This is a genomic window from Mycobacterium sp. NGS19, assembly GCF_059813155.1.
In genome coordinates this window covers 805,831-825,488 of the sequence record NZ_JCALEB010000002.1, presented here as the reverse complement: position 1 = coordinate 825,488, position 19,658 = coordinate 805,831, and the positions used below count along the sequence as shown (strand labels likewise).

The 19,658-nt window shown below is 65.9% G+C and carries 20 protein-coding genes; 8 read left to right on the top strand and 12 right to left on the bottom strand.

Features of this window, described 5'->3' with window-relative positions; all coding sequences use genetic code 11:
* Positions 1-2: 2 nt before the first annotated feature.
* From AC5Y4N_RS09375 to AC5Y4N_RS09325, 11 genes are all read right to left on the bottom strand, one after another.
* Complete coding sequence (locus AC5Y4N_RS09375) at positions 3-458, bottom strand: MarR family winged helix-turn-helix transcriptional regulator (protein WP_499904451.1); 456 nt, start codon at positions 456-458, stop codon at positions 3-5.
* 60 nt (positions 459-518) lie between these two features.
* Entirely contained in the window at positions 519-1,265 is a 747-nt protein-coding gene (locus AC5Y4N_RS09370; RefSeq protein ID WP_499904453.1) for an amino acid ABC transporter ATP-binding protein, read from the bottom strand.
* Positions 1,266-1,268: 3 nt separating this feature from the next.
* The gene (locus tag AC5Y4N_RS09365) at positions 1,269-2,984 is read right to left on the bottom strand and encodes an ABC transporter substrate-binding protein/permease (protein WP_499906250.1); all 1,716 of its coding nucleotides are present in this window, start codon (positions 2,982-2,984) and stop codon (positions 1,269-1,271) included.
* 101 nt (positions 2,985-3,085) lie between these two features.
* Positions 3,086-3,982 carry a DUF4436 domain-containing protein gene (locus tag AC5Y4N_RS09360; protein ID WP_499904455.1) on the bottom strand — a complete coding sequence of 299 codons (897 nt, stop codon included), beginning with the start codon at positions 3,980-3,982 and terminating at the stop codon, positions 3,086-3,088.
* Between the two features lie 37 nt (positions 3,983-4,019).
* Positions 4,020-4,811 (bottom strand): LLM class F420-dependent oxidoreductase, encoded by a 792-nt coding sequence (locus tag AC5Y4N_RS09355; protein WP_499904457.1) that lies wholly within the window; start codon positions 4,809-4,811, stop codon positions 4,020-4,022.
* Positions 4,812-4,832: 21 nt separating this feature from the next.
* Positions 4,833-5,795, bottom strand: a complete 963-nt coding sequence (locus tag AC5Y4N_RS09350; protein WP_499904459.1) for a hypothetical protein — start codon at positions 5,793-5,795, stop codon at positions 4,833-4,835.
* A gap of 90 nt (positions 5,796-5,885) precedes the next feature.
* Complete coding sequence (locus AC5Y4N_RS09345; protein ID WP_499904461.1) at positions 5,886-6,086, bottom strand: hypothetical protein; 201 nt, start codon at positions 6,084-6,086, stop codon at positions 5,886-5,888.
* Positions 6,087-6,119: 33 nt separating this feature from the next.
* Positions 6,120-7,037: an Rv0045c family esterase gene (locus AC5Y4N_RS09340; protein WP_499904463.1), complete on the bottom strand. Its 918-nt coding sequence runs from the start codon at positions 7,035-7,037 to the stop codon at positions 6,120-6,122.
* 10 nt (positions 7,038-7,047) lie between these two features.
* Positions 7,048-8,139, bottom strand: a complete 1,092-nt coding sequence (locus tag AC5Y4N_RS09335) for an inositol-3-phosphate synthase (RefSeq protein ID WP_499904465.1) — start codon at positions 8,137-8,139, stop codon at positions 7,048-7,050.
* Positions 8,140-8,190: 51 nt separating this feature from the next.
* Positions 8,191-8,727, bottom strand: coding sequence for a PadR family transcriptional regulator (locus AC5Y4N_RS09330; RefSeq protein WP_499904467.1), 537 nt, complete (start codon positions 8,725-8,727; stop codon positions 8,191-8,193).
* A gap of 218 nt (positions 8,728-8,945) precedes the next feature.
* Positions 8,946-9,797: a DUF1707 SHOCT-like domain-containing protein gene (locus AC5Y4N_RS09325; protein WP_499904469.1), complete on the bottom strand. Its 852-nt coding sequence runs from the start codon at positions 9,795-9,797 to the stop codon at positions 8,946-8,948.
* A gap of 122 nt (positions 9,798-9,919) precedes the next feature.
* Between AC5Y4N_RS09325 and AC5Y4N_RS09320 the strand changes: the two genes are divergently transcribed.
* The 8 genes from AC5Y4N_RS09320 to dnaB all read left to right on the top strand — a co-directional run bounded on the left by AC5Y4N_RS09320 (position 9,920) and on the right by dnaB (position 18,252).
* Positions 9,920-10,345, top strand: a complete 426-nt coding sequence (locus AC5Y4N_RS09320; protein WP_499904471.1) for a DUF5318 family protein — start codon at positions 9,920-9,922, stop codon at positions 10,343-10,345.
* A gap of 43 nt (positions 10,346-10,388) precedes the next feature.
* On the top strand, positions 10,389-12,800 hold the full coding sequence (locus AC5Y4N_RS09315; RefSeq protein ID WP_499904473.1) for a transglycosylase domain-containing protein: 2,412 nt from the start codon (positions 10,389-10,391) through the stop codon (positions 12,798-12,800).
* 32 nt (positions 12,801-12,832) lie between these two features.
* Positions 12,833-14,449 (top strand): glycosyltransferase family 87 protein, encoded by a 1,617-nt coding sequence (locus tag AC5Y4N_RS09310; RefSeq protein WP_499906252.1) that lies wholly within the window; start codon positions 12,833-12,835, stop codon positions 14,447-14,449.
* A 154-nt stretch (positions 14,450-14,603) separates the two neighbouring features.
* Positions 14,604-14,894, top strand: a complete 291-nt coding sequence (rpsF, locus tag AC5Y4N_RS09305) for a 30S ribosomal protein S6 (protein ID WP_499904475.1) — start codon at positions 14,604-14,606, stop codon at positions 14,892-14,894.
* A gap of 103 nt (positions 14,895-14,997) precedes the next feature.
* Entirely contained in the window at positions 14,998-15,492 is a 495-nt protein-coding gene (locus AC5Y4N_RS09300) for a single-stranded DNA-binding protein (protein ID WP_499904477.1), read from the top strand.
* Positions 15,493-15,531: 39 nt separating this feature from the next.
* The gene (rpsR, locus tag AC5Y4N_RS09295; RefSeq protein WP_499904479.1) at positions 15,532-15,786 is read left to right on the top strand and encodes a 30S ribosomal protein S18; all 255 of its coding nucleotides are present in this window, start codon (positions 15,532-15,534) and stop codon (positions 15,784-15,786) included.
* A 23-nt stretch (positions 15,787-15,809) separates the two neighbouring features.
* Positions 15,810-16,268, top strand: a complete 459-nt coding sequence (gene rplI, locus AC5Y4N_RS09290) for a 50S ribosomal protein L9 (protein WP_499904481.1) — start codon at positions 15,810-15,812, stop codon at positions 16,266-16,268.
* A 601-nt stretch (positions 16,269-16,869) separates the two neighbouring features.
* Positions 16,870-18,252, top strand: coding sequence for a replicative DNA helicase (gene dnaB, locus AC5Y4N_RS09285; protein ID WP_499904483.1), 1,383 nt, complete (start codon positions 16,870-16,872; stop codon positions 18,250-18,252).
* 971 nt (positions 18,253-19,223) lie between these two features.
* Here the strand turns inward: dnaB and AC5Y4N_RS09280 are convergent.
* Entirely contained in the window at positions 19,224-19,658 is a 435-nt protein-coding gene (locus AC5Y4N_RS09280; protein WP_499904486.1) for a MarR family winged helix-turn-helix transcriptional regulator, read from the bottom strand.

Genomic DNA, 19,658 nt, shown 5'->3' with positions numbered 1-19,658 from the left:
AGCTAGGTGGCAGACTGGCCGCCCAGCCGCTCCAGCGGTGCGAGGGCACGCGCCAGCAGTTCACGGTCTTCGGCCGACAGCGCGGCGAGCATCTCGGCCAGCGCGGCGCGCCGGTTCGCCAGCGACTCCCGATGCACGGCTAGACCTTTCTCGGTGATGTCGACTAGCACGGCGCGCAGGTCGGACGGGTCCTTCGACCGCTTCACCAAGCCGAGCTTCTCGAGCCGGCGGATAGCCACGGTGGTGGTCGGGGTCCGCACCCGCTCGTGGGCGGCCAACTCCGTCATGCGGATCGGTCCGCGGTCGATGAGCGTCACCAATATCGACAGCTGAGCCAGCGTCAGGTCACCGGTCGCCACTCGGGTGGTGTCGCCCCGGCGCAGTACCGAGAACAGCTTGGAGAGCACCCGGTGCAGCCCTTCGGCCAGCTCGGTGACCTGCTGCTCGGTCTCGACCATAATTCGCCAGTCTAACCTGTCGGTGGCTGCCAGGACCCTATCCGGCAATATCTCCGAAAGTCATAACAGCTGCGACAAAAACCGTTGTAGACGCTCAGTCTCGGGTGCGTCGAAAATGCGCTCTGGCGGACCGAATTCCACCACCCGGCCATGGTCCATGAAGACTACGGCCTCCGACGCGGAGCGGGCGAAGCCCATCTCGTGGGTGACCACGATCATCGTCATACCCTCGGAGCCCAGGTCGGCGATCAACGCCAAGATGCCCTTCACGAGTTCCGGATCGAGCGCCGAGGTCGCTTCGTCGAAGAACATCACCTGCGGCGCCATCGCCAACGCCCGCGCAATCGCCACCCGCTGCTGTTGGCCACCCGATAACGTCGCGGGCCGGACGTCGGCCTTGTGCCGCAAGCCAACTCGGTCCAGCTGTGCCAACGCAAGTTCACGGGCGGCCTCTGCCGAGAGCCGTTTGAGCTTGCGCGGCGCCAGCATCACGTTGTCGATCACAGTGCGGTGCGGAAACAGGTTGAAGTTCTGGAACACCATCCCGATCCGCTGTCGCAACTGGTCGGGGTTGTCCTCGAGCACCGACCGGCCGTCGAGCAGGATGTCACCGCGGTCCGGTTCGTAGAGGCGATTGAGGGTGCGCAGCAGCGTCGACTTGCCGGACCCGGACGGCCCGATGACGGCGACGGTGCTTCCTGCCGCCACGTCGATGTCGACGCCGCGCAACACGGCGTTTTTACCGAACGACAAATGAATCTCTCTGCCGGACAACGAAACCGGCTGCGGACGTGCCACCTCGGCCACCACTTACACCATCTCCTGAGCCTCGGCGAGGGGGTCTTCCGGTTCGGCCACCGCACGGCCCTGCCGTAGCCGGTTGTCGATGTAGTTCACCAGATGCGTCAGCGGAATGGTCAGCGCCAGATAGAACAGCCCGGCCGCCACCAACGGCGACAGGTTGCCGGTCTGCGCGTTGAGGTCGCGGCCCACTTGGAACAGCTCACGCTGTCCCGCGACCAGACCGAGAAAATACACCAGCGCGGAGGCTTTCAGCAGCGAGATGAACTGGTTGACCAGTGCTGGCAGGACCCGCCGAATGCCCTGCGGCACAACGACAAGGCGCATCGCCCGCCGGTAGCTGAAGCCGAGCGCGCGAGCCGCCTCCATCTGTCCGGGTTCGACGCTTTGGATACCGGAGCGGAAGATCTCACCCACGTAGGCCGCCGCCATCAACCCGAGCGCCGCGATGCCCAGCGGATACGGGTTGTTGCCGGTCAATCCGCCCACCACCGGCCCCACGCCCAGACCGATCAGCAGAATGACCACCACCTCCGGCAGACCGCGGAACACGTCGGTGTACACCCGCGCCGGCCAGCGCAGCCACCGGGCCCGCGAGATGCCCGCGACGGCCAGCACCATGCCCAGCACCACCCCGATGATGCTGGCGCTGATCGTCAGGATCAGCGTGTTGGGCAGCCCGGTCTTGAACAGGTCGGGGATCGCCTGCTTGTAGAGACCCCAATCGAAGAACGCGTCTTTCAGTTGCGCCAGCGTGGATTTCGGGGCGGGGGCGGTGCTGGCGCGCGGAGTGTGGCTCGCCGCGATCGCCGCGAAGTCAGGCAGGACCGGCTGCGGCGCCGACTTCGAGCCCGGCTTCCAGCCTGGCGGCAGCGCCCGAGGCACCCACTCGGAATACAGCCGCGACCAGGTGCCGTCCGCGATCACCGCGTCCAAACCCGCGTTCAGCGCGTCGATAAGCGGCGTGTTCTCTTTGGCGACCGCCCACGCCACGAAATTGTCCAAACTGAAAGTGTTTTCGACGATCACGGCCTGGTCCCCGGGGCGCACGGTGCCTACCGCCTGCTGCGACGGTGCCACCCATGCGTCGATTTGACGTGTCTTGAGGCTGCCGTACACCGTGTTGTAGTCGGGAAACTTCACCGGCTGCAGATGCAGGGTGTCGATCACGTAGGCCTCTTGCACGGTGCCTTGCACCACGCCGATCCGCTGGCCGGGTGCGAGCTTGTCGAATCCGGTGATCGGCGAGCCGGGCGGCACCACCAGTGAGAAGTATCCGAAGTCGTAGCCGTTGGTGAAGCCGACGGTCTTCCGGCGCGCGTCGGTGGTGGTGATCGATGACGAGCCGACGTCGAACCGCCGCGACGCCACCTGTGCGAGCAGGCCGGAGAAGTCGGTGCCGACGAACCGCACTTGCAACCCGAGTTTGGCCGCGACCGCCCGCAGCAGTTCGTTGTCGAATCCGCTGAACTGGCCGGCCGAGTTGATGCAGACGCTGGGCGGGGCGTCCGACAGGGTGCCGACGACGAGCGTGCCGGGTGTGCCGAGGCCCAGCTTGGTGACGTCGACGGCGCTCAGCGGTTCGACGGTCGCGGTCGTGTACTTGTCTTCGGCCGAGCCTTTGGCAGCCTTGGCGAGATTGGTTGGCAGCGGGCTGGCGGCTTGCACGCCGGGTGGCGAGCATTGGTCGGCCGCCGCTGCGGGCGCACCGACAAGCGCAGTCATCAGCAGCACGGCGGCCAACGCCCAAGCGCGAATCACACGCCGAGCGTACGGTTGTTCGCGCGCGGGCTCGCGCTATGTGCGCACCAGCAGTGCGTCGGGCGTCATTCCGAATGCCGGTGCCACGCGAAGATGTACAGCGCCATCGCCGTCACCAACGCGAGCAGCACCCACAGCACCAATGCCTGGTCGATCCACGCGCCCGGTGGTGGAGCACCGGGCAGGATGTTGCGCAGCGGCACGATCGCAAACAGCATGGCCGCGTACCAGGTGGAGAACGGCGGCACGAACTTCTTCTTGCCGCGCAGCATTTGGATCGCGACGAACAACGCCATGATCGGCAGGCTCAGCAGCACCACGCAGATGCCGAGGTCGAAGAACAACGGCCCCTGCGCCCGGTGGAGGGTGAGCGTCACATTGTCCCCGTCGGGTGCCGACTGGGTCGCCGGTCCGCTGCGCCTGGCCGAAATGTCCCAGCCTTCTATCGATCCGGTCACTTCCACGCGTGCCGACACGTAGTCGCGGTTGTCACCGTCGCCCACCAGCACGTCGGCACTGATCTCGTCGGTGGTGTAGGAATCGAACGGCCAGCGGTCCGGGTGGCCGTTGGCGTCGATCGTCGTCTTGTACTGCGCGGTGGTGGGTTTGCCCTTCTTGTACTCGAGGTCGCCCAGCTCGTTGGCCGGGTACATCCGCACAGCGATGTCCTGCTTGACCACGTCGAGGTTGGTATCCATCAGCGAATCCTCTGGATACACAAGCACTTGCACGTCGAGGCGGTTGTCGGTGGTGTGCAACGCGATGAGGTTCACCACCACCACCGTGTCGTCGGTGGTGCCGAGGTTGGCCGGCGGAAGCGGCCGCGCGGAGCCGCTCAGCGCGTGATACCCGAGTAACGATCCGACGTAGAGTGCGGCGAGGATGAAGACTATGCCGCCGACTGCTGCGAATTTCCGCCAACGAGAGCGCCGAACCGGCGCGGGCGGCGTCTGAACGACCACCCGGGAAATCTAGCGTGAGTTGTTTTGTCTGCGTGGCTTATTGAGCCCGGCGAGCCTTCCACCGGCATAACGCCTCGGCTTGGCTCAGGTCGTAGTCGGGACCGTTGACGCCGACCGTCAGAAACGTGACGCCCAGATCAGCCATCGCATCGGCCTCGGCCAGCAGGGCGTCCTCGGAGCGACCCTGAACGCCCGCGGACCGCTCGATCGACTCGGGGTCGCGGCCCACCGCGGCGCAGTGCTGCGCCAAGACCTCGGCTTTGCGTGGGTAGCTTTCGCGGTCGACGAACCCGTGCCAGATGTCGGCGTGCTCGGCCACCAGCCGCAGCGTCTTCTGCTCGCCCTGGCCGCCGATGAGCACCGGAATGTGCCGGGTCGGTTGCGGATTGAGCTTGGCGAACCGTGACTCGATGCGTGGCAGTGCCTCGGCGAGGTCTCGCAGCCGGCTGCCCGCGGTGCCGAAGGGGTAGCCGTATTCGTCGTAGTCCTTCTGCTTCCAGCCGGAGCCGATGCCCAGGATCAGCCGGCCGTTGGAGATGTGGTCGACCGTGCGCGCCATGTCGGCGAGCAGCTCCGGGTTGCGGTACGAGTTGCAGGTCACCAGCGCGCCGATCTCGATCCGTGAGGTCTGCTCGGCCCACGCGCCCAACATCGTCCAGCACTCGAAGTGTGGTCCGTCGGGATCGCCGTAGAGCGGAAAGAAGTGGTCCCAGTTGAACGCCACGTCGACGCCGATGTCTTCGGCGCGGCGGACGGCGTCACGGATGTTCGCGTAGTTCGGTGCGTGCTGCGGCTGGAGTTGGACGCCGATGCGAAGAGGGAAGGCCATGCGGCCACGGTATCGCGCAGCTCAGTGGCGGCAGTTCTCGTACCTGTCGATCAGAGCCTGTTCGGGCGGCGACGGCCGGTAGTCGCGCCTGATGCACGTGCCGATCGACACGGTGACCGGGCCGGTCGCCTGCCCGTAGAAGCCGAGCCGGCCTTGGTACTGGTTGGTGGCCGAGTACAGCACCGGCGCGGGCAGCCGCGCGACGACCGGCAGGTGCTGCTCGGCGAGCCGCAGCGCCAGCGCGGTGTCGTCGGCGCCGATCTTCTCCGACACCCATAGCGGTCCGGTGACCGCGCCGTTGATCGTGAAGACGTCGGCGTGCGGGATCGACTGGTCGGCGTTGAGCGTGTCCCACAGCTCCATCTCGGCAGGGGTCGGCAGTCGCCGCGAGGTGTGAATCTCGGCAGGGTGCTGCTTGCCGGCGTTCACGGTCCATTCACCGGCGGCCATGTCGGCGAAGTTACTGGCCAGGGTGCCGACGGCCGCGGCGACCGCACGGTAGTCAGCAGCGTCGGGCAGTTGGATGGTGCCGGAATTCGGAACCGTCGCAGTGGCGGCGCGCAGTCTGACTGTGCCACCGGGGAATTGGCGGCGCAGCGCTACCCAGCTACGCGCCTGCTGAACGACTTGCTCGCGGTTGCTTACCGGGCGACCGCCGTTGTCCACGCGGAACAGGTTGTCGCCGGTGCGGATGTCGAGCTCGGTGCGGTAGCCCTTGTAGTCGTTGGTGGCCATGTCGTCGATGTAGGACGACGTGACTGCGGCCACCTGATCGGCGGTGACCTCGCCGGCCACGTCGACGTCGAATTCGGCGTACGCCGGTCCGCGCGCCGCGTCGTCGTCGAACGTGGTGTGCACCTGCGTCACACCCGCCAGCGTGCGGATGCGCTGGCTGAGCTTGTCCACCTCGGCGCTCCGATCGGGCGGCGCCGCCGTGCACGCGGCCAGGACCAGCACCACCACCGCCAGCCATCGCCATCGCACCAGCCGATTCTGCCAAGGCGACCGCATCCACGTCGCTGAGCCGGCCGCCCAGCGCGTAATAAATCAGTTCGCGGCCCTGTCGCTCCGTCGTCACCAGGCCGGCGGCTTGGCGCACCTCGAGATGTTTGACGATGGCCTGGCGGCTGATCGGCAGTTGTCGTGCCAGCGCGGAGGCCGACGCCGGCGCGGCACCCAGCCGGGCCGCTGCACGAGGGACCACACCTGCTCGGCGCTGGCGTCGATGTCGACGGTCCGCTCGATCCGGTCGAGTTGCTGGTCGGTCTCGGTCATGATGTGAACGAATGCGACCCTGCTGTTGTACTTCTATGACCGAGTTGCGCCGAGCACTTCGCGCAAGATCTCGACGAGCACCAGCGGCTGGTCGCTGTGCACCGAATGCCCGGCGTCGGCCACCACGTGCACGCGCTGGAATCCCGGTGCGGTGCGGGCGAATTCGTCGGCGTCCTCGTCGTTGACGAAGGCGGACCGTGCGCCCCGCACCAGGGTGGTGGGTGCGGACAGCGCGGGCACGTCGTCCCACAACCGCTGGAAGCCGGAGTAGTCGGCGTCCTGACGGAAGGAGTCGTAACGCCACGTCCAGGTGCCGTCGTCGAGGCGCTTCGAGTTGTGAAAAACCCCGCGGCGCAACGACTTTCGGTCTCGGTGCGGTGCCGCGGCGACGGTCACGTCCACCATGGACTGAAAGGTCGGGAAGGTGCGCTCGCCCTGGATCAGCGCCACCGTGCCCTTCTGCTCGTCGGTCATCTCCGCGTGACGGGCCGGGGAGGTGGGGGTGACGTCGACGAGCACCAGCCGCCGCACCAGGTCGGGCGCCTGCGTCGCCAGCCGGATCGCGGTCAGCCCGCCCAGAGAATGGCCGACGAAAAGGTCTGCGGCCGGAGCCCATTCGCGCAACACAGGCAACAGCGTCGCCGCGTTCTGGAGGGGCCCGTAATCGCCGTCCTCCCGCCAGGCGGACCGGCCGTGCCCGGGCAGGTCGACGGCCAGCGCCGGCTCACCGAGTCCCAGAATGACGGTGTCCCAGGTGTGCGCGTTCTGCCCGCCGCCGTGCAGGAACACCACCCGTGGCGGCGCGGACCCGAACCGCAACGCGCTGACGGGTCCGGAGTCCAGCCGTTCGACGACCGGCAGCGGACCGCTGACACCGGCCTGCTCGGCGTTTTCGGGCAGCAGCGCGAATTCGTCGAGACCCAACAGGTCGTCGTCGGAGATCTCCGTCACGGCGACGACACTAGCCGCGGATGAAGTCCTCGAGCTGGGCGCGGGCCACGTCATCAGGCATCTGTTCCGGCGGGCTCTTCATCAGGTAGGCCGACGCCGGGATGATCGGGCCGCCCAGTCCGCGGTCCTTGGCGATCTTCGCCGCCCGCACCGCGTCGATGATCACGCCTGCCGAGTTCGGCGAATCCCACACCTCGAGCTTGTACTCCAGGTTCAGCGGCACGTCGCCGAAGGCCCGGCCTTCCAGCCGCACGTACGCCCACTTGCGGTCGTCGAGCCAGCCCACATGGTCGGACGGGCCGATGTGGACGTCTTTGGTCTTGAACTCGCGCTGCAGGTTGCTGGTAACGGCCTGGGTCTTGGAGATCTTCTTGCTCTCCAGCCGCTCACGCTCGAGCATGTTCAGGAAGTCCATGTTGCCGCCGACGTTGAGCTGCATCGTGCGGTCCAGCTGCACGCCGCGGTCTTCGAACAGCTTGGCCAGCACCCGGTGGGTGATCGTCGCACCGACCTGGCTCTTGATGTCGTCGCCGACGATCGGCACCCCGGCGTCGGCGAACCTCTTGGCCCACACCGGGTCTGAGGCGATGAACACCGGCAGCGCGTTCACGAACGCCACACCGGCGTCGATCGCGCACTGGGCGTAGAACTTGTCGGCCTCTTCGGAGCCGACCGGCAGGTAGGAGACCAGCACGTCGGCCTCGGCGTCGCGCAGCGCCTTGACCACGTCCACCGGCTCGGCGTCGGACACGTCGATGGTGTCGGCGTAGTACTTGCCGATTCCGTCGAGGGTGGGTCCGCGCTGTACCACCACGTCGGTGGGCGGCACATCGGCGATCTTGATGGTGTTGTTCTCCGACGCGAAGATCGCCTCGGACAGGTCGAAGCCGACCTTCTTGGCGTCGACGTCGAATGCGGCGACGAACTTGACGTCGCGCACGTGGTAGGGGCCGAACCGGACGTGCATCAGGCCGGGAACCGTCGAGCTGTCGTCAGCGTGCTGGTAGTACTGCACGCCCTGCACCAGTGAGGACGCGCAGTTGCCGACGCCGACGATCGCGACGCGCACCTCCGAACCGGCGCCGGTCTTATTGCCACTCATGAGCGGTTCTCCTTACTCCTGCCACTTGACGTTTTTGTGCGGTGCGAGTGGTTACTCGGCGAGTCCTTGGGCTACTCGTTCCGCGGCGATCAGATCGTTGAGCCATTTCACTTCCCGCTCGCTGGACTCCAGGCCCAGCTGATGCAGTTGGCGGGTGTAGCGGTCGAACGAGCTACTGGCCCGCGCGACGGCTTCGCGCAGACCTTCCCGCCGCTCCTCCACCTGACGGCGCCGGCCCTCCAGAATCCGCATCCTCGCCTCTGCGGGGGTGCGGTTGAAGAATGCGAGATGCACGCCGAAGCCGTCGTCGGTGTAGTTCTGAGGACCGGTGTCGGCGACGAGCTCGGCGAACCGCTGCCGACCAGCCTCAGTGAGCCGGTACACCCGGCGCGCACGGCGCACGGGAGCTCCGGCCGGTGCCGCATCCTCCGCGATCAGCCCGTCGAGCTGCATCCGGCGCAGCGCCGGATAAAGCGAACCGTACGAGAACGCGCGGAAAGCACCCAGTAAACCGGTAAGGCGTTTCCGCAGCTCGTAGCCGTGCATCGGCGACTCGAGCAGAAGTCCCAGGATGGCGAGCTCCAGCACCGAGTCACCTCCTTTGCTTGGCCGTTACGACCCGTCGACACCTCGGGCCATAGTATCGCGCCGATATATTCGCGGCCAGCCCCCGGCCAGCCCCCGGCCAGCTTCGGGCCATGCCCGGGCCACGCTCCTGCGCGAGTGTGCGTGTCTGCGCACCGGCACGCCGGAGCCGGGCGTGCAACACCGCACGCTCGCGCCAGGCGGCCAGGCCCAGGTGCCCGTCAGGACGGCGGGTATTGGCTGAGGATGTCGCCCTGCGGACCGACGGTCAGGTAGCCGCTGCGCTCATAGGTCGTCGAAACGTAGATCGCGATCACCACCGCGTCAGGAGTCGTCGGATCCTTACTGGGCTCGATGTTCATGTAGGTCGACTTCACGTCCTTCTGCTCGATGCCCAAGATCTGCGGCGCACCCCGCATCCGGCCGATGATCGCAGGCACGTCGAACTTCGCAAGGTCGACCAGACGCTCGCCGTCGCTGATCGCGCTCACCGACGGATCGCCGTCCCAACCGCCCCGATACGTGTACCGCAGCGTGCGCCGCTCGTCGGCGGGGTCGGCGCGCTCCATCGACGCGTAGTCGGGGTAGATGGTCAGGCTGAATCCCAGCGTGTCTCCCCACTTCTTGCGGGCTTGGGTGAACAAGCCGTTCAGCCCGTTCGCCGAGTGCAGCAGCCGCGGCGGCGCCTGGACGTTGGCGGCGATGCCGTCGGGCGCAGCACCCGGGTCGTTGCTCAGCGGTGACGCACTACTGCCGAAGAGGCCCCAACCGATGCCCACGCCCAACAGCACCAGCACCGCTGCCACGGCGATCCGCATGCCCCAGCCCGCATCACCAGTGCTGGCGCGCGGCGACTTGAGCCGAGGCAACTGCACCGGCGCATTGCTGGTCTGGAGGTCAGACACCAATGCGTTCAATTCGCCCAGCGTCATCGCGTTGGTCGCAGCACTGACCCGCTGACGGTGTTCTTCCATTGACAACTGGCCTTCGGCGAGCGCGGTGTCGAGCACCTGGCAAGTGTCGTTTCGGTCGCTGTCTTTGGCCCGGGTGCTCATTGATTGCCGCGTCGCCACGACGATGATCGTAAGAGCGCCCCCGCCGATTCGACGGGCAACTGCCCAGCGCAGCGAGCGGCGACAGATCGGCTGCCCCTTCTGTGCTTCCACCGTCGGGGGAGGCACGTACTCTGGTCACCGTGCGATTGCAGCAACAAGTGGTGGACTACGCGCTTCGGCGCCGGTCCCTGCTGGCCGAGGTGTATTCGGGGCGCACAGGTGTCACCGAGGTCTGCGACGCGAATCCCTACTTGTTGCGGGCAGCCAAGTATCACGGCAAGCCCAGTTCGGTGATGTGCCCGATCTGCCGCAAGGAACAACTGACTCTGGTGTCGTGGGTGTTCGGCGATCACCTTGGCCCAGTATCCGGGTCTGCCCGCACAGCCGAAGAGCTGGTGATGCTGGCGGCCCGATACGACGAATTCTCGGTACACGTGGTGGAGGTATGCCGGACCTGCAGCTGGAACCATCTGGTCAAGTCGTATGTGCTGGGAGCGGTCCGTCCTCCGACAGGATCGCGTGGCACTCGGACGGCGCGCAGCGGCGCGCGCACGGCCAGTGAATAGGGGAGAGCGTCCCGACCGGTCAGCCACCGACAACCGTCCCGGAATGGCGGCTGACCGCGCCGCCCGCCCTCCGCAGCGGCCCGGCCCGGCCTACGGTCCGGCTCGCGCGCCCCGACCTCCGGCACCGCGACCGTCGCGCCGCACCACTCCCGTCGACGGCGGTCCTACAAGCGTCATCCCACCGGTCGGTGAGCACACCGAGCCGCTGCGCGACGAGGTCGACGTCGTCAAGGCCGCGCTCGACGGTGGACCCCCTCCCAAGCCGCCGCACGGCCGTCCGCCCGGGGGCGGCCCCCCATTCGGGCCCAGACGTCCCGCGCGTCACATCAACTGGAAGTGGGTGCGGCGCGGTGTCATCATCGCCGCTGCGCTGCTCATCGTGCTGCCCCTGGTTACGTTCTCGATGGCTTACTTCATTGTCGACGTGCCGCAGCCCGGCGACATCCGCACCAATCAGGTGTCCACCATCTTCGCTAGCGACGGCACCACTGAGCTCGCGAAAATCGTTCCGCCAGAAGGCAATCGGATCGACGTCAGCATCAGCCAGGTGCCTCAGCACGTGCGCGACGCGGTGATGGCCGCCGAAGACCGCGACTTCTACTCCAATCCCGGGTTCTCGTTCAGCGGTTTCGCACGCGCGGTGAAGAACAACGTGTTCGGCGGCGACACGCAGGGCGGCTCGACGATCACGCAGCAGTACGTCAAGAACGCGCTGGTGGGTTCGCAGCGTGCCGGCGTCGGCGGTTTGGTCCGCAAGGCCAAGGAATTGGTGATCGCCACCAAGATGTCCAGCGAGTGGTCCAAAGACCAAGTGCTGCAGGCGTATCTGAACATCATCTACTTCGGCCGCGGTGCGTACGGTATCGCGGCGGCATCCAAGGCCTACTTCAACAAACCCGTCGAGCAGCTCACCGTCGCGGAAGGTGCGTTGCTGGCAGCGCTCATCCAGCGGCCGTCCAGTCTTGACCCGGCCGTGGATCGCGAGGGTGCCGAGAAGCGGTGGAACTGGGTGCTCGACGGCATGGTGACCATCGGAGCACTGCCGCAGAACGAGCGGGCAGCACAGGTGTTTCCCGAGACGGTGGCGCCAGATCAATCTCGCATGGAAAGCCAGACCACCGGGCCCAACGGTTTGATCGAGCGCGAAGTCACCAAGGAGCTCCTCGACCTGTTCAACATCGACGAGCGCACGCTCAACACTCAGGGCCTGCAGATCACCACCACCATCGATCCCAAGGCGCAGTCGGCCGCCGAGGACGCGGTGAACCGTTACCTCGAGGGCCAGGACCCCGACATGCGCGCCGCGGTGGTGTCCATCGATCCGAAGACCGGAGGCGTCAAGGCCTACTACGGCGGCAGCGACGCCAACGGTTTCGACTTCGCCCAGGCAGGCCTGCAGACCGGCTCGTCGTTCAAGGTGTTCGCGCTGGTGGCCGCGCTCGAGCAGGGCATCGGGCTGGGCACGCAGATCGACAGCTCGCCGTTGACGGTCGACGGGATCAAGATCACCAACGTCGAAGGCGAAAGTTGCGGCACCTGCAACATCGCCGAGGCGCTCAAGCGGTCGCTGAACACCAGCTACTACCGGTTGATGCTGAAACTGAAGAACGGCCCGTCCGACGTCGCCGACGCCGCACATCGCGCCGGCGTAGCCGAGAGCTTCCCCGGCGTGGAGCACACGCTGTCCGAGGACGGCAAAGGCGGTCCCCCGAACAACGGAATCGTGTTGGGCCAGTACCAGACTCGGCCCATCGACATGGCATCGGCGTACGCCACCATCGCGGCCTCGGGCATCTACCGGGCCCCGCATTTCGTGCAGAAGGTGGTGAACTCCCAGGGCGAGGTGCTGTTCGACGCGTCTACGCAGGAAAGCGGCGGCGACCGTCGCATCGACGAAGGAGTCGCCAATAACGTCATCTCTGCGATGCAACCGATCGCGGGCTACTCCAACGGCCACAACCTGGCCGGCGGCCGGCCCTCGGGCGCCAAGACCGGCACCACCCAGCTGGGCGACACCGGCGCCAACAAGGACGCCTGGATGGTCGGGTTCACGCCGTCACTGTCGACGGCCGTGTGGGTCGGCACTGTGCGCGGCGACAAGCCGCTGGAGAACAAGTGGGGATCACCGGTGTGGGGGTCGACGTTGCCGTCCGACATCTGGAAGGCGACCATGGACAACGCGCTCGACGGCACACCGAACGAGAAGTTCCCCAAGCCAACGATGATCGGCGGGTATGCCGGCGTGCCTGCCGCCCCGCCACCTCCGCCGCGATCGACACCGCCGCCCTCCTCGGCGCCCACTCCCACGCCTGGTGAGGTGATCCAGCCCAGCATCGAAGTGGCCCCCGGCATCACAATCCCGTTGGGACCGCCCACCACGGTTCCCGCGGCGCCGCCGCCCGGCGGCGACAACGGTGGACAGGGTCCGCTGCCCGGGCCGCCACCGCCGCCGTGACCGACGCGGCGGCAGAGCAGCACGCGGCTGCGGTGGTTTCGCCGCAGCCGCTCGCGGCCGACCGGCGCAGCCTTGACGACCGCGATTTTCCCAGTCGCACAGACCCAATCGGCGCTGCGCTGGCCGAGACCATCGGCGGTCCGGTGGGCCGGCATGCCTTGATCGGCCGGCAGCGGTTTCTGACGCCATTGCGGGTCATGTTCCTCATCGGGCTGGTGTTCCTGGCGTTGGGTTACTCGACCAAGGCCGCCTGCCTGCAAAGCACGTCCACCGGCAGCGCCGACACCCGAGTCGCCAACTGGCAGAACAACCGTCAGTACTACGAGCTGTGTTACTCCGACACGGTTCCGCTGTACACCGCAGAGCTGCTGAACCAAGGCAAGTTTCCGTACAAGTCCAGCTGGCGCGAGACCGACTCCGCCGGAAAACCCAAGACCCAGTACGACGGGCGCCCCGCGGTGCGGTACATGGAATATCCGGTGCTGACCGGGCTCTACCAGTACGCGTCGATGGCGCTGGCCAAGACGTACACGGCGCTGACCAAAGTGGTGGGGATACCTGTGATCGCCGAGGTGGTGATGTTCTTCAACATCTCCGCGTTCGGGCTGGCGCTGGCGTGGCTGGCCACCGTGTGGGCGACGTCCGCGCTGGCGGGCCGGCGGATCTGGGATGCGGCGCTGGTCGCCGCCTCGCCGCTGCTGATATTCCAGATTTTCACCAATTTCGACGCGCTCGCAACGGCCTTCGCGATCGGTGCGCTGCTGGCGTGGGCCCGTCGAAAACCCGTCTTGGCCGGCGTGCTGATCGGCCTGGGCGTCGCGGCCAAGCTGTATCCATTGCTGCTGTTGGTGCCGCTGCTGGCTCTCGGGGTGCGCACGGGCCGGTTGCGCGCGGTGGCCCAGACCGGCGCAGCCGCCGCGGCCAGCTGGCTCGTGGTGAATCTGCCCGTCATGCTGCTCTTTCCGCGGGGGTGGTCGGAGTTCTTCCGGCTCAACGCCCGTCGCGGTGACGACATGGATTCGCTGTACAACGTGATCAAGTCGTTCACCGGGTGGTCGGGCTTCGACGGCAACCTCGGGTTCTGGGAGCCGCCGGTGGTGCTGAACAGCGTCGTCGCTGCGCTTTTCGTCATCGCTTGTGCCGCAATCGCTTACGTGGCGTTGACGGCCCCGCGCCGACCCCGCGTCGCGCAGCTGGCGTTCCTGGTGGTCGCGGCGTTCTTGTTGACCAACAAGGTGTGGAGTCCGCAGTTTTCCCTGTGGCTGGTGCCGCTGGCGGTACTGGCGCTGCCGCATCGGCGAGTCCTGCTGGCGTGGATGACCATCGACGCGTTGGTGTGGGTGCCGCGCATGTACTACCTGTACGGCGATCAAACGCGCGGACTGCCGGAGCAGCCGTTCACCGCCACCGTGCTGCTGCGTGACATCGCGGTGATGGCGTTGTGCGCGGTGGTGGTCTGGCAGATCTATCACCCCGAACGCGACCTCGTCCGGTTCGGCGGCCGTATCGACGACCCGTCCGGCGGCGTCTTCGAGAACACGCCTGACGCGCCGCCCGCGTGGCTGCCCTCGTGGTTGCGCCCCCGCGCCGCCGGCCCACCGCCCCTTGTGCGCGAGCGTGCGGGTCTGCGCGCCGACACGCCGGTCTAGGGCGTACCGCAGCGCACGCTCGGCCGGAGCGAACCAGTGCGATTTCGCAGATCAGCCGCCATTCCTGTAACCTGATCCGGTTGCCGACGCAGGCGACCCTCCTGCTACGGATACGCCGTGGCCGCACACGACCAGAGGAGGTGATGAGGTTCCCATGCGTCCATACGAAATCATGGTCATCCTCGACCCCACCCTTGACGAACGCACCGTGGCTCCGTCGCTGGAGGCGTTCCTCAACGTCATCCGCAACGACGGCGGCAAGGTCGACAAGGTCGACATCTGGGGTCGGCGCCGGCTGGCCTACGAGATCGCCAAGCACTCCGAGGGCATCTACGCGGTGATCGACGTGACGGCAGAACCCAAGACGGTGACCGAGCTCGACCGTCAGCTCAGCCTGAACGAGTCGGTGCTGCGTACCAAGGTGATGCGCACAGACAAGCACTGAATGCGTACCGCACGTCAGTTGCTCTGCGTAGGCTCGCGCACGACAAGCACCGTGCCTGACTGCTCCGTCCACGCGAGGAGCGACATGAGTCGAGGAGGATCTCGTGGCTGGTGACACCACGATCACCGTCGTCGGAAACCTGACGGCCGACCCTGAACTGCGTTTCACCCCCTCCGGCGCTGCCGTCGCCAACTTCACGGTCGCGTCCACGCCGCGCATCTACGACAGGCAGAGCGGGGAGTGGAAGGACGGCGAGGCGTTGTTTCTGCGGTGCAACATCTGGCGGGAGGCGGCCGAGAACGTCGCTGAAAGCCTCACCCGTGGGTCGCGGGTGATCGTCACCGGTCGGCTCAAGCAGCGCTCATTCGAAACCCGCGAGGGCGAGAAGCGCACCGTCGTCGAGGTCGAAGTCGACGAGATCGGCCCGTCGCTGCGCTACGCCACAGCGAAGGTCAACAAGGCCAGCCGGGGCAGCAGCAGCGGTGGATTCGGCAGCGGCGCACGGCAATCCGGCAACCAGGCCACCAACGATGATCCGTGGGGCAGCGCCCCGGCGTCGGGGTCCTTCGGCGGCAGCGACGACGAGCCGCCCTTTTAATTACAACGAACATTTACGAAGAGTCGAGGAAGAAAACCGATGGCGAAGTCCAACAAGCGGCGCCCCGCGCCCGAGAAGCCGGTGAAGACACGCAAGTGCGTGTTCTGCGCCAACAAAGCTCAAGTGATCGACTACAAGGACACCGCGCTGCTGCGCACTTACATCAGCGAGCGCGGCAAGATCCGGGCCCGCCGAGTGACCGGCAATTGTGTGCAGCACCAGCGTGATATCGCGATCGCGGTCAAAAACGCGCGCGAGGTTGCCCTGCTGCCGTTCACCTCATCGGCCCGCTGAGCAATCCACGAACAGGAACGACGATGAAGCTCATACTCACCGCCGAAGTCGACCATCTCGGTTCGGCCGGCGACCTTGTGGAAGTCAAAGACGGTTATGGCCGCAACTATCTGCTGCCGCGTGGCCTGGCCATCCTGGCCACCCGTGGCGCGGAGCGTCAGGCCAGCGAGATCCGGCGCGCACGTGAAGCCAAGACGGTGCGCGACCGCGAGCACGCCGACGAGCTGAAGAAAGCCCTCGAAGGCATTGGCTCTGTGTCACTTCCGGCGCGCACCGCGGGTGGTTCGGGCAAGCTGTTCGGCTCGGTCACTGCGGCTGATGTCGTGTCGGCGATCAAAAAGGCCGGTGGCCCCAGCATCGACAAGCGGACGGTGCAGATGCCTCAGGCGCACATCAAGTCGATCGGCAGCCATCCGATCGTGGTGCGGCTGCACCCCGAGGTACAGGCCACGGTGACGCTCGAGGTCGTCGCCGAGCAGTAGCCGGCCTCGGCGCGCTATCCGCGAATCCGACTGGACTGCATCGGTTTTCGGTTCACTGCCGGCTGCGCGCCGCGACGTGCCGCCGCTGGAGCGTGCGAGCTAATTGTCGGCTATCGCAAATACTTGGGCTACGACGTCCTCACCACGGGTTCTGGCGGACGCCCGGGCCGCGCACCTCGCCGCTGGACGGTGCCAGCAAACTAGCCGCGGCTGCGACGCCGCAGCGAATCTAACCATTTGTTAACCTGTACCTCAACTCAAGGCAACACAACACGCCCGAAGCGGCAACCCGGCAAGACACGCCGTAGCGATTCTGATCCACAGGCCACACACCGCGAGAAGTCGGCTTCAGCAGCGAATATGTGGGCAATTATTTGCGTCATCCACAAGTTGTCCACAAGCCGTCAACATGACGCAGAGCAGATATCCACACGCGATACACAGGTTCATCAACAGCACCGCTTTTCAGCTCCGCCAGCAACCTTTAACGTCGGAACGTCCCGGGGTAACCCGGCGCGTTGAGTCGGTGAGTTGTCGGCACCGTGACTTATCGTCGAGACAGCCGTGCGAACGTACGTTCGGGAGGAGGTGGGGCGCCGTCATGGCCGTGGTCGACGATCTCGGGCACTCTGGCTTAGGCGTTCCTCCGACCAATGAGGAGTTCGGCCGTCAGCCGCCCCAAGACATCGTCGCCGAACAGTCGGTATTGGGCGGCATGCTGCTTTCCAAGGACGCTGTCGCCGACGTCGTGGAAAAGCTGCGGCCGGGTGACTTCTATCGTCCTGCCCACCAGAGCATTTACGACGTCATCCTCGATCTCTCGACGCGGGGTGAGCCGGCCGACCCGGTGACCGTCGCAGCAGAACTCGACCGACGCGGACTGTTGCGGCGGATAGGCGGCGCACCGTATCTGCACACGTTGATCTCCACGGTGCCCACTGCCGCGAACGCCGGCTACTACGCCGGCATCGTCGCGGAGAAGGCGTTGTTGCGCCGGCTGGTCGAGGCCGGAACGCGCGTCGTGCAGTACGGATACGCCGGTGCCGACGGGTCCGATGTCGCCGAAGTGGTCGACCGCGCGCAGGCCGAGATCTACGACGTCACCGACCGGCGGTTGTCGGAAGACTTTGTGCCGCTTGAACAATTGCTGCAGCCCACCATGGACGAGATCGACGCGATCGCATCCAGCGGTGGCCGGGCGAGCGGGGTACCGACGGGGTTCGTCGAGCTCGACGAGCTCACCAACGGACTGCACCCCGGCCAGATGGTCATCGTCGCCGGCCGGCCCGGTTCCGGTAAAAGCACACTGGGACTGGACTTTCTGCGGTCGTGTTCGATCAAGAATCAGATGGCCAGCGTCATGTTCTCGCTCGAGATGAGCAAGTCGGAGATCGTGATGCGACTGCTCTCGGCCGAGGCGAAGATCAAACTTTCCGACATGCGCTCGGGCCGCATGGGCGACGACGACTGGGCGCGGCTTGCGCGGCGGATGAGCCAAATCAGTGAGGCGCCACTGTATATCGACGACTCGCCGAACCTGACGTTGATGGAAATCCGCGCGAAGGCCAGGCGGTTGCGCCAGAAGGCAGACTTGAAACTGATCGTCGTCGACTACCTGCAGTTGATGACGTCGGGCAAGCGGTTCGAGTCCAGACAGCAAGAGGTGTCGGAATTCTCGCGTAACCTCAAGCTGCTGGCCAAAGAGCTCGAGGTGCCGGTAGTTGCGCTCAGCCAGCTGAACCGCGGCCCCGAACAGCGCACAGACAAGAAGCCGATGCTGGCTGACCTCCGTGAGTCGGGGTCGCTGGAGCAGGACGCGGACATCGTGATTCTGGTGCACCGGCCAGACCTGTTCGATCACGAGAACGAAGAACGCCTCGGCGAAGCAGATCTCATTGTGGCCAAACACCGTAACGGCCAAACGAAGACGGTCACCGTGGCGCATCAGCTGCATTACTCGCGCTTCACCAACATGGCGAGGTAGAGGCATTCTGTTCTGGCTTCTCAAGTTGATGTCCAATTCTTATGTCAAATCTCCACCTGATGTCCAATTGGACCTTTGGATGAGAATGTAGGCAGGCGGAGCCCCCGCGATTGCGGCGAGAGTAGGAAGCGCAAAAAGTCATGAGTCGTCCGCCTGTCAGCGCGGATATCGCGGCACGGTTCGCTCAGCTGTACAAGGGAGGCGTCGACAGGCCAACGCATCCCCAACTTTCAGCGGTTTTCAGAAGGTACGGAGTCGATGACGTTGCACCACACCATCATTCGCAAGGCGGGGGACCGAACAAAGAATCCCGCGTGCGAAAGGTGCTCGAAGCCGTTGTCCGGAGCCCCCGGGACGCGCGTCAGATCATCGAAGCGTTGTTGGTGGACCTCCGTGCGCTGGGATGTTTTACCAACGGAGTCATTGAACAAGAGGTGATCTCGAGAGTTGCCACGGCGTTCGCGGCCCAAGGCGCCCAGACTCCTACATATCGTCGATACACGTCGCCGACGCCGGTGACGCAGTGGAAGCCGCCCTCACCTGCCGCGACGGAACCTACAACGTCGTCGACGACAAGCCGGTCACCAAGCGCCAATACGCGCAGGCGTGCGCCGATGCAGTCGGGGTTAGGTTGTGGGTCACAGTTCCTGGCCGAATCGGCCTATTCATGGGTAACCGCCTGACCTCGTTGACTCGCTCACTGCGTGTCAGCAACGCCCGATTCCGAGGCGCTGCCGGGTGGCGGCCACGTTACCCCGGCGTCAGTGAGGGCTACCAAGCCATGGCGCACGCCTAACGGCTAGACAGTAGTTCACCGACATGGGTGCCACTAACACCGTTCCACCGCCGCGCCGAAGCGCTCAAAGCCGTTACAGCACAAAGCCGTTAGAGTCACACCACTGACGTCGCCGCCTTCGCAAGTTCCTCGCCCGCCCCCGGAATTCGACTACGGCGGCCAGCGCGCGGCACGCTTATTGACGGCCGACCCTATCGAGTGCTTCGCGAAGCTCGTCGGCTTTCTCTGCTGACAGATTGCACGCGGTATTGATCTGACCGGGGACCGCCCACACTCGGTCGCGCAGCTTTTCGGCCGCCGGCGTCAGATCGACAAGGACCCGTCGTTCATCCTGGGCATCACGTTTGCGGCTGACCATGCCGGACTGCTCGAGGCGCTTCAGCAGCGGAGTGATGGTCCCGGTGTCCATGCCGAGCTTGGCACCTAGCTCGCCGACCGATCGTGGTGCATCACCGAGCAGCTCGAGTATCACCAGGTACTGCGGGAACGTCAGGCCCAGCGGCTCGAGAAACGGCTTGTGCATCCGCACGAGCCGATTGGCCGCGCCGTAGAGCGCAAATGACAGCTGCTCGTTGACGGGGTGACTTTTCTTGCGGCGGCTGCGGCTCAT